The sequence below is a fragment of the Nostoc sp. genome, from assembly GCF_036917155.1.
Taxonomy (GTDB): domain Bacteria; phylum Cyanobacteriota; class Cyanobacteriia; order Cyanobacteriales; family Nostocaceae; genus Nostoc.
In genome coordinates, this window is sequence record NZ_JBALDZ010000091.1 from 1 (window position 1) to 21,327 (window position 21,327).

17 protein-coding genes are annotated in these 21,327 nt (G+C 41.2%); 11 read left to right on the forward strand and 6 right to left on the reverse strand.

What is annotated here, in order from left to right:
* Positions 1-141 precede the first annotated feature (141 nt).
* A complete protein-coding gene (locus V7K67_RS13425) occupies positions 142-2,295 on the forward strand; it encodes a tetratricopeptide repeat protein (RefSeq protein ID WP_335166904.1) in 2,154 nt (717 codons plus the stop codon).
* 192 nt (positions 2,296-2,487) lie between these two features.
* Here the strand turns inward: V7K67_RS13425 and V7K67_RS13430 are convergent, their stop codons facing one another.
* Positions 2,488-4,833 (reverse strand): CHASE2 domain-containing serine/threonine-protein kinase, encoded by a 2,346-nt coding sequence (locus V7K67_RS13430; protein WP_335166906.1) that lies wholly within the window; start codon positions 4,831-4,833, stop codon positions 2,488-2,490.
* Between the two features lie 728 nt (positions 4,834-5,561).
* On the opposite strand from V7K67_RS13430, the gene V7K67_RS13435 reads away from it, so the two are divergent.
* The 4 genes from V7K67_RS13435 (at position 5,562) to V7K67_RS13450 (ending at position 8,993) form a co-directional block, all read left to right on the forward strand.
* Positions 5,562-6,083, forward strand: coding sequence for a LabA-like NYN domain-containing protein (locus tag V7K67_RS13435; RefSeq protein ID WP_041565194.1), 522 nt, complete (start codon positions 5,562-5,564; stop codon positions 6,081-6,083).
* 95 nt (positions 6,084-6,178) lie between these two features.
* The gene (locus V7K67_RS13440; protein WP_335166908.1) at positions 6,179-7,783 is read left to right on the forward strand and encodes a 2-isopropylmalate synthase; all 1,605 of its coding nucleotides are present in this window, start codon (positions 6,179-6,181) and stop codon (positions 7,781-7,783) included.
* Between the two features lie 187 nt (positions 7,784-7,970).
* Positions 7,971-8,219 (forward strand): hypothetical protein, encoded by a 249-nt coding sequence (locus V7K67_RS13445; RefSeq protein WP_335166910.1) that lies wholly within the window; start codon positions 7,971-7,973, stop codon positions 8,217-8,219.
* 120 nt (positions 8,220-8,339) lie between these two features.
* A complete protein-coding gene (locus V7K67_RS13450; protein WP_335166912.1) occupies positions 8,340-8,993 on the forward strand; it encodes a hypothetical protein in 654 nt (217 codons plus the stop codon).
* Positions 8,994-9,027: 34 nt separating this feature from the next.
* Here V7K67_RS13450 and V7K67_RS13455 read toward each other — a convergent pair whose 3' ends face one another.
* Both V7K67_RS13455 and V7K67_RS13460 read right to left on the reverse strand, forming a co-directional pair.
* Positions 9,028-10,581, reverse strand: a complete 1,554-nt coding sequence (locus V7K67_RS13455) for an NACHT domain-containing protein (RefSeq protein ID WP_335166914.1) — start codon at positions 10,579-10,581, stop codon at positions 9,028-9,030.
* A gap of 86 nt (positions 10,582-10,667) precedes the next feature.
* A complete protein-coding gene (locus V7K67_RS13460) occupies positions 10,668-11,105 on the reverse strand; it encodes a GNAT family N-acetyltransferase (RefSeq protein ID WP_334729552.1) in 438 nt (145 codons plus the stop codon).
* 189 nt (positions 11,106-11,294) lie between these two features.
* Here V7K67_RS13460 and V7K67_RS13465 point away from each other — a divergent pair, with 189 nt between their 5' ends.
* The 4 genes from V7K67_RS13465 to V7K67_RS13480 all read left to right on the forward strand — a co-directional run bounded on the left by V7K67_RS13465 (position 11,295) and on the right by V7K67_RS13480 (position 13,827).
* Positions 11,295-11,459 (forward strand): hypothetical protein, encoded by a 165-nt coding sequence (locus V7K67_RS13465; RefSeq protein ID WP_334708607.1) that lies wholly within the window; start codon positions 11,295-11,297, stop codon positions 11,457-11,459.
* Between the two features lie 28 nt (positions 11,460-11,487).
* Positions 11,488-11,745: a type II toxin-antitoxin system ParD family antitoxin gene (locus V7K67_RS13470; protein ID WP_335166917.1), complete on the forward strand. Its 258-nt coding sequence runs from the start codon at positions 11,488-11,490 to the stop codon at positions 11,743-11,745.
* A 344-nt stretch (positions 11,746-12,089) separates the two neighbouring features.
* The gene (locus V7K67_RS13475) at positions 12,090-12,215 is read left to right on the forward strand and encodes a hypothetical protein (protein ID WP_335166919.1); all 126 of its coding nucleotides are present in this window, start codon (positions 12,090-12,092) and stop codon (positions 12,213-12,215) included.
* A 169-nt stretch (positions 12,216-12,384) separates the two neighbouring features.
* Positions 12,385-13,827, forward strand: a complete 1,443-nt coding sequence (locus tag V7K67_RS13480; RefSeq protein WP_335166921.1) for a RecQ family ATP-dependent DNA helicase — start codon at positions 12,385-12,387, stop codon at positions 13,825-13,827.
* Here V7K67_RS13480 and V7K67_RS13485 read toward each other — a convergent pair.
* The 3 genes from V7K67_RS13485 to petN form a co-directional block, all read right to left on the reverse strand.
* On the reverse strand, positions 13,824-16,973 hold the full coding sequence (locus tag V7K67_RS13485) for a GAF domain-containing protein (protein ID WP_334729547.1): 3,150 nt from the start codon (positions 16,971-16,973) through the stop codon (positions 13,824-13,826). The two genes, V7K67_RS13480 and V7K67_RS13485, sit on opposite strands and share 4 nt — an antisense overlap.
* Positions 16,974-17,341: 368 nt before the next feature.
* Positions 17,342-17,503: a hypothetical protein gene (locus tag V7K67_RS13490; RefSeq protein ID WP_334708601.1), complete on the reverse strand. Its 162-nt coding sequence runs from the start codon at positions 17,501-17,503 to the stop codon at positions 17,342-17,344.
* Positions 17,504-17,510: 7 nt separating this feature from the next.
* Positions 17,511-17,600 (reverse strand): cytochrome b6-f complex subunit PetN, encoded by a 90-nt coding sequence (gene petN, locus V7K67_RS13495; protein ID WP_012408302.1) that lies wholly within the window; start codon positions 17,598-17,600, stop codon positions 17,511-17,513.
* Between the two features lie 258 nt (positions 17,601-17,858).
* Here petN and V7K67_RS13500 point away from each other — a divergent pair, with 258 nt between their 5' ends.
* Positions 17,859-19,745: an ATP-binding protein gene (locus tag V7K67_RS13500; protein WP_335166924.1), complete on the forward strand. Its 1,887-nt coding sequence runs from the start codon at positions 17,859-17,861 to the stop codon at positions 19,743-19,745.
* Between the two features lie 30 nt (positions 19,746-19,775).
* Complete coding sequence (locus V7K67_RS13505; RefSeq protein ID WP_334729545.1) at positions 19,776-21,047, forward strand: hybrid sensor histidine kinase/response regulator; 1,272 nt, start codon at positions 19,776-19,778, stop codon at positions 21,045-21,047.
* The last annotated feature ends 280 nt before the right edge of the window (positions 21,048-21,327 follow it).

Genomic DNA, 21,327 nt, shown 5'->3' on the forward strand with positions numbered 1-21,327 from the left:
TTTTTTGATCTTTTTCTTCTGGACTCATGCTTGAACACTACCATCTTTCTTCCCTCATGGGAATATTCCTGACATTCCTACCTGGGCAGTTACCAAAATTCTAAGAAAGACCTGTTACTTGGGTTGCTATGTGGGTATAGCTTGACGAAGATAAGTCAGGACTTGTACAGAGAAAACGCTAGTGTGAGAGTGGGATTAAGCAATATCTATCGAGATATTGAAACTTTGACAGGAGAACCAAACAATAGCGTTAAGTCAAGTAACCTTATTTACATTCTAGAGAGACATGGATATCGCAGAGGTGTTGCTGTATCTAGTACCGAAAGCAACTCTATCCCCCACAATCTGCCATCACCAACCTACACAGAATTTATTGGGCGTGAGGCAGATATGAAAAAGCTACTGGAACGCCTTTCGCCAGAGCATGGCGCTCACATGATTACGGTACATGGCATTGGTGGCGTAGGGAAAACGGCGCTGGTGCTAGCAGCAGCTTACGTGTGTTTAGAAGCTAGTAACGAAAACAGTTCTGATGCACCGAAATTTGATGCAATTATTTTCACTTCGGCCAAACAACAGGAATTGATTCCCGATATGATTTTGCAACGGCAGCAAGGACAGCATAACCTGCGCGAGATTTTTCGGGTAATTGCCAATGCCTTAAACGACTCTAGAATTATTCAATCTCCTCCCAACGATCAATTTGAGCGTGTACGCCAATGTCTTTCTAAACAGCGAACGCTTCTGATAGTGGACAACATGGAGACTATAGAGGATAGGGATGAGGTTATAGAATTCCTATACAATTTGCCCATTTGCGTCAAAGTAGTAATTACTACCCGCGAACGAATTGCCCTGCTGCCAATCAGTCTGCGAAACTTGCCCTTGAACGATGGTTTACAGTTGATTCAGCAACAAGCTGAAGAAAAAGGTATAACTATCCAAGATGAAGACTCTAGCTTGCTCTACGATCGCACTGGGGGAATCCCTCTCGCTATTGTCTACGCACTCGGTCAAGTATCGAGTGGCTACTCTTTGAACTTCGTATTGGAGCAGTTAGCCTCTGCTAAAGGCGATGTGGCTCGTTTTTGCTTTGAGAAATCAGTGCAAGATACCAAAGGACAGCCACCACACAAGTTACTCATGTCACTGGCAATTTTTCCTGACTCTCCGATCCAATCTGCTGTGTCTGAAGTTGCTGGACTGACATCTGATCCTGATTCCGTTAGTAATGGCTTGGTACGTTTGCAGCAACTCTCGTTAGTGAATCTGAAGCCAGAGACTAAGCGATACGAGATGCTCTCTCTGACTCGTGAGTATGCTTTAGCACAATTAGCCGCTTACCCAGATTTTGAAAGGGAAGCACGGAGGCGCTGGGTGAGATGGTATCTAGATTTTGCCTACAGTTACGGTGGAGAAGATTGGGAAAAATGGATACATTACAACAGGTTAAAGGAAGAGGAAGGAAATCTACGGGCAGTACTTTATTGGTGTAAAAACCAAGACCACTATGCAGAAGTTAGGGATTTGTGGTTGCTCTTAAACCACTACGCCAATCTCTATGCTTATTGGAACGATCGCCTTGATTGGTTGCAATGGCTGATAGAACAATCAGAACGACGTGGTGAATGGTCATCTTTGGTGAAATTCATGATTCGCAAAACCTGGCTGCTAATTCGGGAGTGTTCACCCCAAAGTCTCACACAAGCAGACGAAATATTGCAGCGGGCATGGGTTTTACGTGACCGTGCAGATTCATGCGTTCAAGCTGACTTAGCCGAAAGTATGGCTAGACTGCGAATCAGACAGAATAATTATACAGATGCACGGCACTGGCTAATGGTAGAAGAAAAATTGGTGATTGAGGCAAATCTAGACGAGCGACAGCACATCCGCTATTTTATTCCTGTTCTTTATCATCGGGCTGAAATCTTTTATTCAGAAGGTGAATATTTTTTAGCAAAGAAGCTATTTCAAGATGTAATGAAAAGTGCAGAAAAAATTAATTGGCATCGGGTGATTAATTCTGCTCAAAATTGGCTTGCTGATATTGCCATCGAACAAGGCGATCGCGATGAAGCTCAAAAGCTATTAATTAAAGGCTTAACTGTCGCCGAAAGTAGCAATAATAAACGGCGTCTGGCTCGTTATCAACGTTCTCTTGCCCGCTGGGAAAAAAAGTGGGGAAGTGTCCAGAAAGCCTGCCAATTATCAACTCAGGCTATTAATAGTTTTGAACACTTGGGAATGACAAGGGATGCAGAGGAGATGCAAACTTTACTTGATTTCCCATAATTATCTACAAACAACGCATTTCCAGTTGTCTTCTAATATGGCTGCTGCCCAAATTAGGCAATGGGTTACACCTCGCCGCCAGCGATCGCACTTCTAAATTTTTTATTCATAACAAGATGTGTTGTTTGTCAATAACATGTAATATAACTTAGTTAAACTTGGGCGATCGCTATTATTTTCCCCACGTCCTTCTCAAGGAGTTTCTGAGGATGATTCTGAGCAATATTTTGTGGTACCGTTTAATTGGTCTAAGGTATTCATTAATGAGTCATCCCGTAGTATGGGGTGTCTGCTTTGGGAATTCACAATATCATCAAAAATTTCCAGATCCTCAAGAACCTCTGATGCAGACTGATATCGCTGTTTGAAATCATCCAGCACCATTTTACTGAGAATCTTAGCTAGGGAGTGGCTCACCTGAGTGCGCTCGCTCCATTTAATCTCCCCATCAGCATCTCTACCTAACTCACGGGGGGCTACACCTGTCAAGGCTTTAATTCCAACCATACCGACTGCATAGATGTCACTACTGTAGTGTGGACGCCCAAAACATTGTTCGCTTGGTGCGTAACCCTGAGTACCAATGCCAATGGTAAAAGGCGTTGACTCTTGATCATCAAGCGGTTTGATAGTTACTTCTTTGACAGCACCAAAGTCAATCAATACCAATTTACCGTCTGAGTGTCGCCGGATAATATTGCTGGGTTTGATATCCCGGTGAATCACGTTGTTTTCATGGACAAATGTTAATGTTTGCAATAAATCCCTGACAATTTTGATCGCCGCAATTTCTTCAATTACCCTACCTGTTAGCAATTCCTGATTTAAAGGATGACCGATTATCTGTTCTTGGACTAAATAAAATTCTTCGTCTTCTTCAAAATACGCCAAAAGTTGAGGGATTTGTGGGTGTGTTCCCAATTTTTCTAGTGTTTGTGCCTCTGAGTTAAATAAACGTCTCGCAAGTTGCAACCCTTCTGATTTAGTGCTGGCTGGTTTTAGTTGTTTGACAACACATCGCGGATTCCCAGGACGTTGAGTATCTTCAGCAATGTAGGTTTCGCTAAATCCACCGGAACCGAGAACTTTAACAATTTTGTAGCGTCGAGCCAGAACTTTGCCTGATAAGGCTAAATCTCTTTGCTGGATTAAGTCTTGGAAGTCATCTTGTTGGCTGATAATCTCTTGGACAATGGGGGAAGTTTTATACTTCTGAAAAATATCTACTAATTGGCGTTTTCTGATGCTTTCCCTCACCACAGAGGTTCCTAAGTAGCAAAATCCAGTCATTGCGATCGCAATCATTGGTACAGTAGTGGGAAAAATTAACTGACCATAGACAAATAACCCATAGCTAATTCCTCCCCAACTGCCAGATAAGGCAAGGCTATAGAGAAATCTATTGATACTACGCTTGCGTCTGCTAATCATCAAGGCTGTACTGCCAACTAGCATTAGCACAAACAAACCTTGCAATGGTAAATTGTTAATTCCTGGGGCGATCGCTTTACCTTTCATCAAAGTTGCGATCGCATTGGCATGAATTTCCACGCCGGACATGGGTTCAGTACTTTTGCTCGCAACGACTGGATAATAATCATTGTTTAACTTATCTGTTGCACCGATAAGCACGATCTTGTCTTTGAAGAACTTTCCCTGCTGTAAATAGGTGTTCCAGTTTTCCGGATCTAATACGTGCCAAAAGGGTATTTGCTCAAATGTACCCGCAGGCCCCCAAAAATAAATGCGATCGCCCTTTGTCCGGGGATAATTTACTTGTGCTGCCCTAAGTGCTGCTTCATCAAAGGAGAGTCGCTCCTTGGTAAATAAATTATCTTCACCTAATAACTTAGGAAACTCACTCGCTAATCGATGAACTTTTCCATCTACTTCTAAGGGAAAATTAACTGAGCCAATAGACACTGATCCGGTGCGAAACATTTGGTGTGGGTCTGTTAGCTGCATAAAAGACCCTTGGTGCGTCTGGGAACTTTCGTAGATGGCTGCTAAGGTAACTTTACTGCCATATTTTTGCAATACGGCTTGGAATTGGCGATCGTCCGTAGCTCCATAGCTGCTAGTTGTATCAAAAACAATATCTAACGCTACAGAGCGGGCACCTGCTTGGATTAATTTTGTGATTACCTGGGAGTATGCAGCACGTTGATAAGGATAAGATTTCAGTGTTTCTAGGTAGGCATACTGTTTCGGATCTGTTTTATAGTACTGTTCGGGAACTGATATTGACTGATCGTCTATTGCTAAAATTACAATGTCTTCTGGAGGCAAAATCGGCCCACGCAGTTGAAAAAAGCTAGAAAGCACCTGATTATCCATCAATTGAACCAATTCCCACCCAGAAGCACTCAGCAGTGCTGCCCCGATTGCCCAACTGCCAGCTAGGAGATGACCTAAGCGCACCATCCACCTGGATTGGCGAGCCGATGCTGTCGAAGTTACTTTTGTCGGTTTACTTGACAGTCTATTGGCAGCAGAGACATAGTTTTTAGTTAAGGTAGATGTAGGTTCTTCTGCCATGTCGTGTTACTGATTGATTTAAGTCCAACACTTTTATTTATTCAGACCACGTTTTAGTGTAAGCACATTGAAATAAGACTTAAATGACAATCTTATACATTTGTAAAGTATCTTCTATCGATCAACAAACTTTTATTGGCAGAGCTAGCCCCCAAGAGATTTCTACTCAAGCACTACCTAATTTATTCTTTTTGGATTGAGTGAGTTACAAGTAGTGATTGTCTCACAGATCGGAGCCGGATATACTCTGCCTCTGCATTTAGTTGTGGCAAGATTTTACCATAACCTAACCAACAGCTACGCTCTAAACTGGGCGCTCTACCCAAGTCTGTCTTCTGTCTCTAGCGCAATGTTGTTAATCTCCACAAAGCCTATCCTGATACTGACAGCTTTACTTACAGATAAGCATTAACTTATATCCTACCCTAAGCTTATGCTATACCTCTTTAGGAGTAAACTTTAATGTTATGCAGTGATGAATGCTGTTACTTAGTCAATTTTATTGGTAGATTTCGATCGCAGGGTAGCTCTTGTAGTGCTGGAGGTGAATAAGGTTAGCACCCAGGATCTCAACTCCAATGTTGCAGGCGTTTTTATGCCTTGAAAGAGGTAGGATAAAAGCTATAGATAAAGAGCTACTTTATAGATATTAGCAAACAAGGCATTTGAAAATTGCTATAATCTATTGTTCCATCTAAATTCATTTATATTATTAGGTGTAAATTTGTATGGGTTCTCCAATGAATCGTCTGTCTATTTTTGTAGACGGAAACAATATGTTCTATGCTCAACAAAAAAATGGCTGGTTTTTTGACCCACGGCGCGTCTTAGAATACTTCAAACATGAGCAATCTGAAACAACATTAATTAATGCATTCTGGTACACTGGCTTAAAAGACCCACAAGATCAACGAGGTTTCAGAGATGCTCTCATTAGTCTAGGATATACAGTCAGGACTAAAATTCTGAAAGAATATTATGATGATACATCCGGTCGCTACTCGCAAAAAGCGAATTTAGATATTGAAATTGTTGTAGATATGTTTAATACAGTAGACCAGTATGACCGAGTAGTATTATTCAGTGGCGATGGAGATTTTGAACGAGCAATCGAACTATTACGCTCAAAAAATACACATATTACGGTAGTATCAACTGAAGGAATGATCGCTAGAGAGCTGCGGAATGCTACCGATAGATATATAGATTTAAATGATATCAGAGATCAAATAGAAAAAACCGAAGGTTAGTATCCTTAGCAATTATTTACAAAAGTAAGAGTAAAAGAAAAACTAAGGTTGAAGATATATTAAGCCACAAGTAAACACTAAACAACAAACGGCAAATGACCAACCAAACAGATCGAATCATCATTTTTGATACGACATTGCGAGATGGAGAGCAGTGTCCGGGAGCGACTTTGAATATAGACGAGAAGCTAGTTATTGCCAAACAATTAGCACGTCTGGGTGTAGATGTCATTGAGGCAGGGTTTGCCTTTGCTAGTCCTGGGGATTTTGAAGCAGTCAAGAAAATTGCTCAAATTGTCGGGACAGAAAAGGGCCCGGTAATTTGTAGTTTGGCAAGAGCAATTAAAGCAGACATTGAAGCGGCTGCCGAAGCATTAAAGCCAGCAGTTAATGCCAGAATTCACACATTTATTTCGACTTCTGATATTCATTTAGAGTATCAATTGCGGAAGTCACGGGCAGAAGTGCTAGCGATCGCCGAAGAAATGGTAGCTTATGCCAAGTCCTTCATGACAGATGTAGAATTTTCGCCGATGGATGCGGCCCGTACCGATCCAGAATTTTTGTACCAAGTTTTAGAGGGTGCGATCGCAGCTGGTGCAACAACAGTTAATATTCCCGATACTGTGGGTTACACTACCCCTAGCGAATTTGGAGCCATCATTAAGGGCATCATCGACAATGTTCCCAACATCGACCAAGCGATTATTTCCGTTCACGGTCATAATGATTTAGGCTTGGCAGTTGCTAACTTCTTAGAAGCCGTGAAAAATGGCGCACGGCAACTAGAATGTACCATCAATGGCATTGGCGAACGTGCTGGAAATGCTTCATTAGAAGAATTAGTAATGGCGTTGCATGTCCGACGACAATATTTTAACCCCTTCTTGGGAAGACCGGAAGATTCTCAAGAATCCCTGACAAATATCGACACCCGACAAATTTACAAAACCTCACGCTTAGTTTCTAATTTGACGGGAATGTTGGTACAACCAAATAAAGCGATTGTAGGGGCCAATGCCTTTGCCCATGAGTCTGGGATTCACCAAGATGGTGTGCTAAAAAACAAGCTAACCTACGAAATTATGGATGCCCAATTGATTGGCTTGTCAGACAATCAAATAGTTTTGGGCAAACATTCCGGTAGAAATGCTTTCCGCACTCGGTTGAAAGAATTGGGCTTTGAACTGTCGGATACTGAATTAAATAAAGCCTTCGTCAGATTCAAAGACGTAGCAGATAAAAAGAAAGAAATTTCTGATTGGGATTTGGAAGCGATCGTTAACGATGAAATCCAACAAGCACCCGATTTATTCCGGGTAGAGTTAGTGCAAGTTTCCTGTGGTAGCAATGCTTGTCCCACTGCTACAGTCACTCTGCGTACTCCAGAAGGCGAAGAATTAACTGACGCTGCGATCGGTACTGGGCCAGTGGATGCAGTTTATAAGGCCATCAATCGGGTGGTGAATGTGCCCAACGAGTTGATTGAGTTTTCTGTGCAGTCAGTAACAGCCGGTATTGATGCCATTGGCGAAGTGACGATTCGTTTACGTTATGAATCTAAAGTGTTTTCTGGTCATGCAGCGAACACAGATATCATCGTGGCATCCGCGCAAGCTTATGTAAATGCGTTGAATAGGTTGTATGCTTCTTTGCAAACTCAACAAAAGCCAGAGGAAGTAACTGCACAGAAAGTCTGAGATCGGTTCTGTCAAACTGCCCATTTTTAGCATCAGCTAAAAAACTCCTCCCCAAAGTTTGGGGAGGGGTTATCTGCGAGTTCCAAAAATTAGTTGGAAATTATGCTGACAGAAAAACGGGATTTACAATGCCCCTACCCAGTACCCATTCAAAAGAGAATTCCTATAAACAATAAATTTCAGTTGAATGTACATCACTACCCAGAAAGAGGAATTTAGCTATGCTTACATCAATGCGATCGCCTCTGCTGCGGGTTATTCATTTCAAATAGCACCCAGACCATTAGATTTAGTGGGGGTTGATATAACCATTACAGGACTTCTTTCAACTGAAAATCAAACCACTGTCACTGTTTATCTACCCCGTCAAAATATTTTCAGTGTTGAAGCGCTGATTGCTCTAATGCAACAAATTGCTAGCGGAGAACCAATATGATAGTTACCAAGCCCCTTCGGGGCGGGAACAGGGAACTCTTAACAGGGAACAGAAAAAAAATTAGCCCCGAATACAGGGTTTAAAGCCCCTAAATTTATTTATGAAAAGAGATAAAAATATTTGAAACGAGATGGCGTCAGCCACGATGTTTCAATGTGTCCTTGTACAAATCCCCTGATTTTAATTATGGGGATTTCCCTGTTGCCTGTTGCCCGTTCCCTGTTCCCTTTTAACGTGCGTGACCCGAATATCCTCTCTAATTTAGACCCTCAGAAATTAACATCCTATCTACAAGCACAGGGGTGGTATCAAGAGAGTCAGGTTGGCAATAAAGAATCAGTTTGGATTAAAACAACTGATTTTGGTGAGGAATTTGATATTACCTTACCTCTCAATCCCGGAATCAGGTCTTATGCGCTGCGGATGGCTGAGATTTTGTCAATTCTAGAAAAAGTTGAAGTCCGCTCTCAGTTAGAGATTTTGAGCGATCTGATTACAACAATCCCGAATACTGAAATCCAGGGGATAGTGATTCGACTAACAGAACGAAATCATCCAGGCAATGTTACAATTATTGGCTTTGTTGTGAGCAAGCCCCGCCAAATCCATCTTTTTTTAAGTGAATCTGAATACAATTTGGCTCTGAGTGCTTATCATCAGAGGTTGCCAGTCGTTTGTAGTGGGGATTTAATTAAGGAGAATGACACTTTTGTGCTGAAAAAAACTACTAGCTTTGCTTTAGATGATACTTTGACCGAGCGAGCAGCAGTCTAAAAAATTACAGGCAGAATCACAAGCTGGAAATTAATCATGGTATTAATGTTTGCACAGTAGTAGCTGCTGTATTAACAGAAGGTGTAAACCCAGCTAGTTTACCCAACTTTTGGGGTACAAAGTCCGTTTCTTTGCTATTTTGAACCTCAGATAAGTAGCAATCTCGCACCGCCAACAACAAGCCTTTGATAGCATCTTGTCCGCCTGTTTTGACTAAATCATCTGCCTTTTTGAAAAAATGCGATCGCCATTTGCCATCGTTATTGCCATATAATTCTATTAAATACCAACCTGCAAGATACTCGGCTAAAGGGTCAAGACAAAAACGGATTCTGTCTTTAGCAGAACCGATAGTTTGAATCAGGTGCAGGCGCTTTTCCAGATAACTGAGGTGTGCTTCGGGGTCATCAATACCCAAATCTGCTAATGCAACAATAGCATCTCCACGCTTGGCGGTTCCTGGTTGATAACTTTGCTGCAAGCATTCCCAGGCGATGGTTTTGGCAATTTGATGAACAGTGTGGTCATCAAATTGATTGTCTGTAACATCACGATTCAGTTCATTGATGTAACCCAGCATCAAATTCGGAATATTCTCTGGCAACGCAGAAATATTAGATGCAACCTCCCTACTGGCGATTAACTGTTCAGCATAAAGTTTAGCCAGCAAGACAGTGATATTATTTTGACCTACCATCAGAGAAAGGCGGTTACAAGCGTCAAAAAATTCTTGGTCAGTAAAGCGATCGCGTTTACCTCGCTGCATGAGATAAGCTTCCATAAAGGACGATAGTTTATTAGCCTCAATCCGCAAGGGTTTAATTATCGTCTTATTAACCCGCCCCAGCTTTTCCTCAATTCGGGAAGTAATCACCAACGCATTCACTGGAAACTCAGGCGACTCCGGCTCAATTGCTTCTCGTGTCGTGGCATTCATTTCTGAGAAACGGTCTACAATTACTAGAATGCGTTTCTTTCTTAACAAACGTAACAGTAACTCTTGACAAATTGGCTCTGGTTCATCAATTAAAGCTTGCAACTGTCCTCTGATAGCTTCTAAAAGCGGCAACTTACCTTCAGTTACCCGAAATTCTTCTTCCAAAAGCACAGGTAACATCAAATGTTTGCAGAGTTGTTGGTCTTCATCCTCAGCCATTGCCCACCCAGCGATTCGACACGCTAAACTGGTTTTACCTACACCCCCTTCCCCACCAATTACTAGGCAGCTACGTTGTTTCTCGAAAGTTGAGTGCAAATTCTCATTCATCAGTTGGGGAACTGTTGTACCATCCAGAACAACGGGAATGGGAATGTAACAGGCGCGACTGCTAACTGTATCCTTTTTGGGAAATTGTTCGCGGGCTGCTTTGATATATTTAGCTCCCCACGCATCTAATACTCTGGGATGGTAATGAAACCAGCCAACGAATAGCACATATCGCAGAGGTACATTAACGCTGATAAATGGTAGGGAAAAATCTGTGTAGGGTTTGAGGGCGTTGTTAATTTTCAACAACCATAAAGGGGCTAATCGCAAGAGAATTAACCACACGGAAGGTAATAATATCAGGTAGGCGGCAATTCCCATACACTTAGATTGTAATCTAACTGTGAATGCGGGTTAGCGATGTCTGCGACGGGCTACGCCTACGCACTGCTTTGTCCCCGCTTTGCTCAAGCTTGATTAGCATTTGGATTTAAACGCATCATGATTTTCTCTGGTTCAGTCAAATTTTTAAACCCATAACGCCGATAAAGTCCATGAGCATCTCTTGTACCTAACATCCACCTTTGAACATCTTGCAATTCTGGATATTCCAAAATATATTCTACAAACCATTTTCCTAAACCCTGTCCTCGGTAAGGCTCCAAAATAAAAACATCTTTTAATAACGCAGAAGTCGCATAATCAGTGATGACTCTCGCAAAGCCAACTTGTTGTTCGCCTTCATACAATCCAAAACATAAAGAATTTTGTATTGATTTTTCTACAATCGCTAATGGGATGTTTTCAGCCCAATAAGAAGTTTGTAAAAAATTATGAATTATTTTAATATTTAATTTAGACTTATCGGTGTTGATGTAAAATCTATGCTTTAACTCTTCGTTCATATCTTATTTAAGAATTTGAAAAATAATAATTAATTATAATTCATTCTTGCGTTCATACCAATTCTCTGTAAAGCAAAAAAAAATTGTAGGTCGGGTGGAGGCTTTGCGTAACCCAACATCTTGATATATGTTGGGTTGCGCTCTGCTCCACCCAACCTACCTAACTTGGTACGAGAAAGGTAAATATCGATGGTTATGGGTAGTGGCTACAAACAAAATACAATTGCGGTTTACCACATTGGTAGTCATTGCCAGGAAGGGCGATTACGCCTGAATACTTACGGCATTTCTGGGATGGTTAGTTACCAATCAATAATTGCTTTTGATGTAGCAATGCTGTTAGAATATAGATAAGAATATTAATTATATAAAGCTAAAAAATATGTACATCCAAATCAAACCCGAACTAGAGCAATTTATTCAGGCACAGATTGCAAGTGGTAGATTTACTAATGCAGATGATGTCATCAATGAAGCCTTTAAACTGTTACAAGAAAGAGAGCAGCGACTTGAAGAATTACGGCAAAAAATTTCTGTAGGAACTGAACAAATTTCTAAGGGACAAGTAACTGACGGCGAAGTTGTATTTGCCAGATTACAAGAAAAAATTCGTCTAATTGCTGAGGAGTCCTCTGAATGAGTAATTATTCACTTTCAGATGCAGCAATTCGAGATTTAGATGAAATTTGTGAATATATTGCTCGGAGTAACTCAAGAGCAGCCAGTAAACTTTTTGATGACTCGCGTTATTTGTAATCCGCGTGGTTATCCAGATGAACCAAATAATTACTTTAATCCAGGATTATCAGTGGAGATTTAATAAATATAGCAATCCGATTTTATTTTTGAAAAAATCTAAGTTTAACCTCCAGATAACGCTGCAACGTCCCTAAGTCACTGTTACCAGTAATTATCCATAAAAGTAGCCGAAGAACCAAAAATAATAATAACTATCAATACTGTTCAGTTAAGGCAAGAGACGCGATGAATCGCCGTCTCTACAATCATCAGTCTTTTGTAGAGACGGCGATTTATCGCGTCTTTGTGATGATTTATCGCGTCTTTGTGATGATTTATCGCGTCTTTGTGATGATTTATCGCATCTTTTAGCGATCTAAAATTTTTATTGAAAAACCTTAAACGAACCGTATTGTAATAACTATAATTCATTCTTGCCGTCAGCGGGTTGCAACCTAAGATGATGAAATTACTGAACCATTAGCTGGATAACAAAGGCTATATTCATTGTTCAAGGATATGGGTGCATCTACCATTGATTATGAATCAGCCTACAACAAAATCTTGGCAAGAAGTCCTCGCTGCTTTTAAAAAAATCTGGGGTTATGAAGATTTTCGTCCGCCACAGGGAGAAATTGTCAGTAGTTTATTATCACAAAAAGATGCGCTGATTATTATGCCCACAGGTGGCGGGAAGTCGATTTGTTTTCAACTTCCCGCACTGCTACAAACAGGATTAACTTTGGTAGTTTCGCCCTTGGTGGCGCTGATGGAAAATCAAGTACAGGAACTACGAGAAAGCCACCAAAAAGCAGCTCTTTTGCATAGTGAATTATCTTCATCTCAACGCCGTGCAACGCTGCAAGCTTTAGAACGCCAACAGCTAAGATTACTATACTTGTCACCAGAAACTTTACTAAGTGTGCCAGTGTGGGAAAGATTATGTCACCCGCAATTGCAAATTAATGGTTTGATTTTAGATGAAGCCCATTGTTTGGTGCAATGGGGTGATATTTTTCGCCCAGCTTATCGCAGATTAGGGGCGGTGCGTCCGGCATTGCTCAAATCAAAACCACCAGGAACAAAAATTAGTATCGCCGCTTTTACTGCTACTGCTGACCCCTCAGCCCAAAAAATTATTCAAACAGTTTTACAATTACAGCAACCAGAGATTTTTCGCTTGAATCCCTACCGTCCGAATTTGCATCCCAGCGTTCGCATCGCTTGGACACCACGAGGTAGGAAACAACAATTATTAAAATTTATTCAAAATAGACCGCAACAATCAGGATTAGTTTATGTGCGGACTAGGCGAGATAGCGAAAATTTAGCCCAATGGTTAGCAGAGATGGGTTATGCAACAGCTGGTTATCATGCGGGATTAGGTGCAACCGAACGCCGTGCAGTAGAAGCAAGTTGGTTAAGTGGTAAAATGCCCTTTGTTGTGTGTACCTGTGCGTTTGGTATGGGGATTAATAAATCGGATGTTCGTTGGGTGGCACATTTTCACGCGCCACATCTGCTATCTGAATATGTGCAAGAAATTGGCCGGGCTGGAAGGGATGGGAAACCAGCCCAAGCATTGACATTGGTGAGTGAACCTACGGGGTGGTTAGATTCAGGGGATAAACAAAGACAGGAGTTTTTTCAAGAACAAATGCGATCGCAACAACAAATAGCGCAGCAACTTGTGAAAAAATTACCAAAACAGGGAGAAGTGAATGCAGTAACTCGACAATTTCCTGAAGGTGCTACGGCACTAGCTTTACTCCACAGCAGTGGTCAGCTAAACTGGCTTGACCCTTTTCATTACACCATTGGGCAAAAAGCCGGAAATCAGCCACCGACGCAATTACACGCCGCTAAACAAATGCATCAATATCTGACTACAAAGCAGTGTCGTTGGCAATTTTTGTTAAACGCCTTTGGTTTTGACAAAGAAGCAGCTAACTTGCGTTGCGGACATTGCGATAATTGCTGTTAACTAACAGTACGTTTCATCGGAATTTCTATCCAGAACTCACAGCCCTTACCAGCTTCAGAAACACACTTGATATTACCGCCATGTTTTTCTACAATAATTTGGTAGCTAATAGATAACCCCAAACCAGTACCGTGTCCAGGTTGTTTGGTGGTAAAGAAAGGTTCAAAAATGCGCGATCGCATCGTCTCTGGAATTCCACAACCATTGTCAGCAATCCAAATCAGAATCGTATTCTCTTCTATGATTTCTGTACGAATCCAAATTTTTGGATTGTCAATTATTTTCCCACTAGTTGCTGAGTTCTCCAGTGCATCGATCGCATTGCTGAGAATATTCATAAACACCTGATTCATCTGGGCTGCATAGCAGACTACTGGGGGCAGTTCACCATATTGTTTAACTACCTCAATTGCAAAAGAATTAGTCTCTGGTTGCAGTCGATGTTGTAAAATTAGCAAAGTACTGTCGATGCCTTCATGAATATCTACTGCCTTCATTCCTGTTTCGTCAAGTCGAGAAAAGCTTCGTAATGACAAGACTAATTGAGAGATTCGATCTGCCCCTATCTTCATTGAAGTCAGAATTTTAGGGAAGTCATCACTAATGAAATCTAAATCTAATGCTGCTACTTGCTTTTGAATTTCTCCTGTTGTTTTAGGATACTGTTTTTGATAAAGGTGTAGTAATTTCAATAAATTTTCGGCATGTTCTGTAACATAAGTGATGTTGCCATAAATAAAACTAATCGGGTTATTAATTTCATGTGCTATACCAGCAACTAACTGCCCTAAGCCTGCCATTTTCTCACTTTGAATTAACTGGCTTTGAGTGTGCTGTAATTCTTTAAGAGTCTGTGTGATTTCTTCTTTTTGACGTTGAGTCTGTTCGAGTAATTCCGCTTGCTGAAGTCCTACCCCTAACTGAGTACCAATTTGCATCAGCAAATCTACTTCATCTTCTTGCCAATCACGGGGTTTGATATTTTGATAAGCTGCTAGTAATCCCCAAAGTTTCTCACCCTGAAAAATCGGCACAATCATATATGCCCTAGCCTCCATTAGCTCGATTAGGGCAATATAAGGAATAGAATAATCGGTACTGTAAATATCCTTAATAACAAGAGTTTTACTATTAGCAAAATCTCCGCCTTGGATTTCTTGCAAGTAATTACTGGCGTAGGTGTAGCCCGTCATAGACATCGCAGGTACAATTTCCTTGACTGCTGTCCAACCTTGGGCTAGGGACTCAGCAACAAATTCCCCACTCCAATCAGCCCCGAATCGATAGATTGTCACTCGATCGACTTCCAATAGCCGCCGGACTTCTTCTGTACTGGTAGCAAAGATGGTGTCAATATCAAGAGACTGGCGAATTTTCTCCACTGTTGTGGCTAAAGCCTTCTCCCTTTGGGCTGCTTTCCGTTCTCGTTCGGCGGCTTTAGCCAGTTTTTGGGCTTGCACCTGCATCTGTTTCAAGGACTCAGCTTGCTGTAATGCTACCCCCAATTGAACGCCAACTTGTGCTAGCAAATTGATTTCTTCATCTTGCCAATAACGGGGCTGGGAATTTTGATAAGCTACTAGCAATCCCCACAGCTTTTCGCCCTGAGAAATTGGGACAAAAACTTCATTACGTGCATACTTACCTGCTTTCGTTCCCTGGACAAGAACGCGTTCGGTCAATGGCTGCGGCTTAACCACTGGTGTCCAACCATCAACAATAGAATCAGCCACAAATTCGCCACTCCAATCAGGATAGAAGCGATAAATTGCGACTCGTTCTACTTCCAATAGCCGACGGACTTCTTGAGTAGTGGTTTTAAAGATGGCTTCAATATCAAGAGACTGACGAATTTTTTCTACAGTATTCGCCAGCGCCCTTTGCCTTTCAGCAGCTTTGCTGATCTCTGCGGCTTGAATCTGCATTTGTTGGATAAATTCTGCTTGCTGCAAAGCTACACCTAATTGGGTGCCCACTTGGGTAAGCAAGTAAACTTCATCTTTTTGCCAATCACGGGTTCTAGCATTCTGATACACTGCTAGTAGCCCCCAGAGCTTTTGACCGTGGTAAATGGCAATAATTACATAAGCTCTGGCTTGATATAGCTCTAAAATTTTAATGTAGCAGTTGCTAAAGCCTGAATTGTAAATATCATTACAAACACGGTAAACTTCACATCTACTAAAGCTACCACCCTCTGTATCTTGTAAGTAGGTATCAGCAACAGGGGGTTTAGCTAAATCTTTAGCGCTACATTCGCTGACGTTTTCACTCAATTCCGGCCGCTGCGACTGTTCATGGATGAGGGAAATCCAACCCTCTGCCACTGATTCAAACACAAATTCACCACTCCAATCGGGATTGAAGCGGTAGATGGCGACGCGATCGGCATTTAGCAGTTGCCTAAGTTCTGCGGTGGTTGTGTGGAAAATGCTTTCTAAGTCTAGGAACTGACGAATTTTCTCAATGGTTATGGCTATGGTTTTCTGCCATTCGGCTGCTTTTTCTCTGGCTTTTGCTTGTGCTAGTTCTGCCGATTGTAGTTTTACTTGTTCTAGGTAATCTGCTTGCTGCAAAGCAACTCCGAGATGTTCGGCGATTAATTGCACAAACTCAATTTCTGACGCTTCCCATTGGCGAGGACTACTACACTGATGAATACACAACAAGCCCCATAAATCTTTACCTTTCATCAAGGGGGCAGTTATATTGCCACGTACTTGGAATCTTTCCAGAATCTGGATGTAGCAATCACTGGCATTAACTTGATAAATATCAGCTATTACTTTAATGCGATCTTGCTGATATAACCCTGCGAACTCCTCACTAAAGCAGTGGTCACGGAGTTTGGCTGCTAGTGCCGAATCCCATTCTGTTCCCACATCTTCATAGATAAATTCCCCTTCCCATGCCAACTCAGGATAAAAACGAAACACGCCAACCCGATCGCTTTTCAAAAGCTGACGTACTTCAGTGACCGTAATTTTGAAGATGGCTTCTATGTCTAGAGACTCGCGAATATGGGCAATAACTCCAGACAAGGCTTTTTGTTGCTCATTCTGACGGAGGGAGAATGTCACATCTGAATGAGATTCTTGTTGTTCTGAATTTGGTTTTATGGGTTGAGTCGTAGAGGAGTTTTCCATTCCCAGTGGGACTTTAAGTATTGAAAGTCTTCTATCTCATGATTCCCGTTGCGATCGCAAAGGTAACAGTTATTTGCTGGGAATGTCATAAAAAACAATATAGGGACACGATAGTATCAATTAGTGTCAACTTAACGTGAAACCGCTTGTCCGTCGGGAATTGAAATTCCCGTCTCATAGCTAAAGTCATCTGAAGATGACTAAATATCGCCAAAAATCTCCAGTCTACTTCAGTAGACTTAAGCTATTAGCCAGAGAATTTATTCCCTGGCGGGCATGGAAGCCAACAGATAAGCTATTTCCAGCTTAAGTTGACACCAATGGATAGTATCATGTCCCTACAAAAAGATTTTTCAACCACAAAGGAATTATCGCCGCTTAGGAGTGGCGCTGCGGGTGGTGCGTTTCTCTTCATCTCGGCGACGGCGATCGCGCCAATCTGCCAGGGTCAAATAACCAATACCACCAGTGACTACTACGAGTAGCACTACGGCTACTATTGCTAAAATACTCAAAAATGGACTTTCCACAATACCTCTACAGTCCGTTACGTCCCCACACTACCATTGCAATTGACCAAGTGAACACAACTAACAGCGATACCCAACCTAGTGTCAAAATCTCCATAGTCCCACTTTTCAAATAATTACAAAAGGTTTCTAATATTTATCATACAGGGATTGGGCAGGCTCAGATTTTTTTATCCAATGACATTGGAACTTTGGCGATCCCACACCAAGGAGACACTATCTTTTATTGATACCCTACTACTTTACGTAATTATCAAGACAAATGTAAAAAAGTAGCGATCGCGCTTTTCCAATTAATGATTTGGGAATACTAGGGTGATGGGTATATATTTCAAATCTCGTAACCCTTAGTATCATGCCGACATTTTTTAACTCTTTTTTCCAATCTAACGATTTTATTCCCCACGGACATTGTTATCTCTGGCAAACTGGATTAGTTTGGCTGCACATTATTTCTGATGCCGTGATCGCTCTTGCCTATTATTCTATTCCTTTCCTATTAATTTACTTTATTTCCAAACGCAAAGACGTTCCATTTAATGGAGTATTTCTATTATTTGGTGCTTTTATCATTGCCTGCGGTACTGGACACTTGATGGAAATTTGGACGCTTTGGCATCCAGATTATTGGATTGCAGGTGCTTTAAAAGCTCTAACTGCCATTATTTCGATATATACGGCATTCGCGTTAATTAATCTCATGCCTCAAGCCCTGACGCTACCTAGCCCTGCCCAATTAGAAGCTATCAATCGAGTGCTTTCAACTGAAATTGTCGAACGCAAGCGCATCGAGAAAGAACTACGCCTTGCAGAAGAAGTCGCTCAAAACTCCAGCCAAGCAAAGAGTGAATTTCTTGCAAATATGAGTCATGAACTACGCACACCCCTCAACGGCATTCTTGGCTATACCCAAATCCTCCAACGCACAGAATCTTTAAGTGAAAAAGGACGCAAAGGAGTCGGCGTTATTTATCAATGTGGTTCTCATCTTTTAACCCTAATTAATGATGTCCTGGATCTCTCCAAGATAGAAGCTCGAAAACTGGAACTGCATCCTGTTGATTTCTTCTTACCTTCCTTTATAGATAGTGTGACTGAAATTTGCCGCATCCGAGCAGAACAAAAGGTCATTGCCTTTGATGTCCAACTCGATCCTAATTTGCCAACAGGTATTCATGGTGATGAAAAACGCTTACGACAAGTATTGATTAACTTACTTAGTAATGCTATTAAATTTACTCATCAAGGCAATGTCACTTTCAAGGTTCAAGTCATTGAGCAAGAATTAAATACTAATGAAAAAACTAACTACAAAATTCGCTTTGAGGTCATAGATACTGGCACGGGTATAATCCCTGAACAAGCCGAGAAAATCTTCCAGCCCTTTGAGCAAGTCGGAAATCAGAAACGACAATCGGAAGGTACAGGTTTGGGATTAGCAATCAGCCAAAAAATTGTTTTGTTAATGGGTGGTCAAATTCAGGTGCAAAGTGAACTTGGTAAGGGTAGCACTTTCTGGTTTGAAGCAAAATTCTCAGAATCTAAAGACTGGGCAAAGGTTTCTAGAATAGTTGAGCAAGGAACTATTATTGCTTATCAGGGACAACGCCGCACCATTTTGATTGCAGATGACAAATGGGAAAACCGCTCGGTAATTGTAAATTTACTAGAGCCGGTTGGGTTTATTGTTGTAGAAGCTAGTCATGGTCAGGAAGGTTGGGAACAGGCCATAGCACATAAACCAGACTTGATTATCACTGACCTAGTGATGCCTATACTGGATGGATTTGAATTGATTAGTCGTTTGCGTAAATCTGAAAAGTTTAAAGATATTACTGTCATCGCTTCATCAGCAAGTGTGTTTGCAGCCGACCAATATAAGAGCATTGATCTAGGTGCAGATGCATTTCTACCAAAGCCTGTAGAAGCTGAAGCACTATTGGAAATGCTACGGCAATTTTTGCAACTAGAATGGATTTTTGATGGTAATATAGACGCAATTAAAAAAATCCAGGCGGTTAATTTGGATCAAAAAAATGAGATGATTTATCCCGTCAATGAGGTTTTGCAACAGTTACTCGAACTCATCCAAGACGGCGATATTCAAAAAGTTTTAGAGCTGGCTGAACAACTTTCCGTATCTGATGAACAACTAAATATTTTTGCCCAACATCTGAGCCAGCTTGCTAGTAATTTCCAACTCAAACGCTTGGAAACTTTTATTGAACAATGCATCAATTAATTTGAGTTGAATTTTACTTTTAAATGCATCATGAACAAGAAGCAAAATACTGGATTTATTTTGATTGTGGATGATAATCCAACAAATTTATCTGTCCTGTGTGAAGCACTAAATAGTGAGGGTTTTCGTTTCCGTGTTGCAGTCGATGGAGAAAGTGCGATCGCTCAAGCCGAAAGGAATCAACCAGAGTTGATTTTGCTGGATGTACAAATGCCAGGTATTGACGGATTTGAAACTTGTCGTCGCCTCAAAGCCAATCCTGTCACCCAAAACATTCCAATTATTTTCACCACTGCCTTAGCAGATATAGAGAGCAAAACGAAGGGATTTTGCCTTGGTGCAGTAGACTATATCCCGAAACCCTTTGCACAAGAGGAAGTTATTGCTAGAGTGCGCGTGCATTTACAACTCAAACAATTGAATGAATCTTTGGAACAACAAGTCAGCGATCGCACCAAGGCTTTGCAACAAGCCCAAGTCCAACTAGTGCAGCAAGAGAAACTATCAACACTCGGAGAGCTAATCGCTGGGATTGGCCATGAAATCAATAACCCCGTCAACTTTATTTCTAGCAATATTCCACCTTTAGAAGAATACATTACCGGAGTAACTGAGTTGCTTCGACTGTATGAACAAGAATATCCAAACCCAACAGCCAAAATTACCACTACTATTCATAACTTGGATCTGAATTTCGTTCTCGAAGATATGGTGAAAATCTTAAACTCACTCAAGCTAGGAAGTGAACGAATTCAGAACCTTTCTAATTCACTCCGCAACTTCTGTCGCTCGGATAGTGATGCAAAAATCTCTGCTGATTTGCACCAAGGATTAGATAGTACACTCATGATTTTGCAACACCGCCTTAAGGCTAATGGCGATCGTCCCCAGATTCAAGTTATTAAAAATTATGGAGTACTACCACATATCAACTGCTATTTAGGGCAGATGAATCAAGTATTTATGAATATTCTGGCAAACGCAGTTGATGCTCTTGATGACGCTATCATGCAAGGTAAAATCAGTAATCTAATTCCTCAGATTCAAATTACAACAGAAATAAATTCTGAACAATTGGTTATAATTCGGATTGCTGACAATGGGATTGGTGTTCCTGAACGGCTGAAAAAACGCTTATTTGAGCCGTTGTTTACAACAAAAACTGTTGGTAAAGGTACTGGACTTGGTTTGTCGATCGCTTATGAAATAGTTGTAGAAAAACACAACGGTGTATTAGAAGTGAATTCTCAACCAGGTGGGGGAACTGAGTTTATCATCAAAATCCCCGATGACAGCATTTAGGAACGTGGATTGAAAAAGAATTCAGAATTCAGGAGTCAGAATTAATGAGTGGTGGATCTGAATCCCCCACTCATTAAAGACCACTAAATCTCCGATTTAGTGGGGGTCTTAAACGCCGTTTATTCAGACGCTCGTTCGCATGATTGCGTCTCCCCGAATCACATTGGGAGAGGCTAACGCCAAGGGAGAAGACAAAGGCTTAGCTACGCTATCCGCTTTTTCGTTCAGAATTGAATTCTGAATTCTGACTCCTGACTCCTGAATTCTGTTTATTAAATAA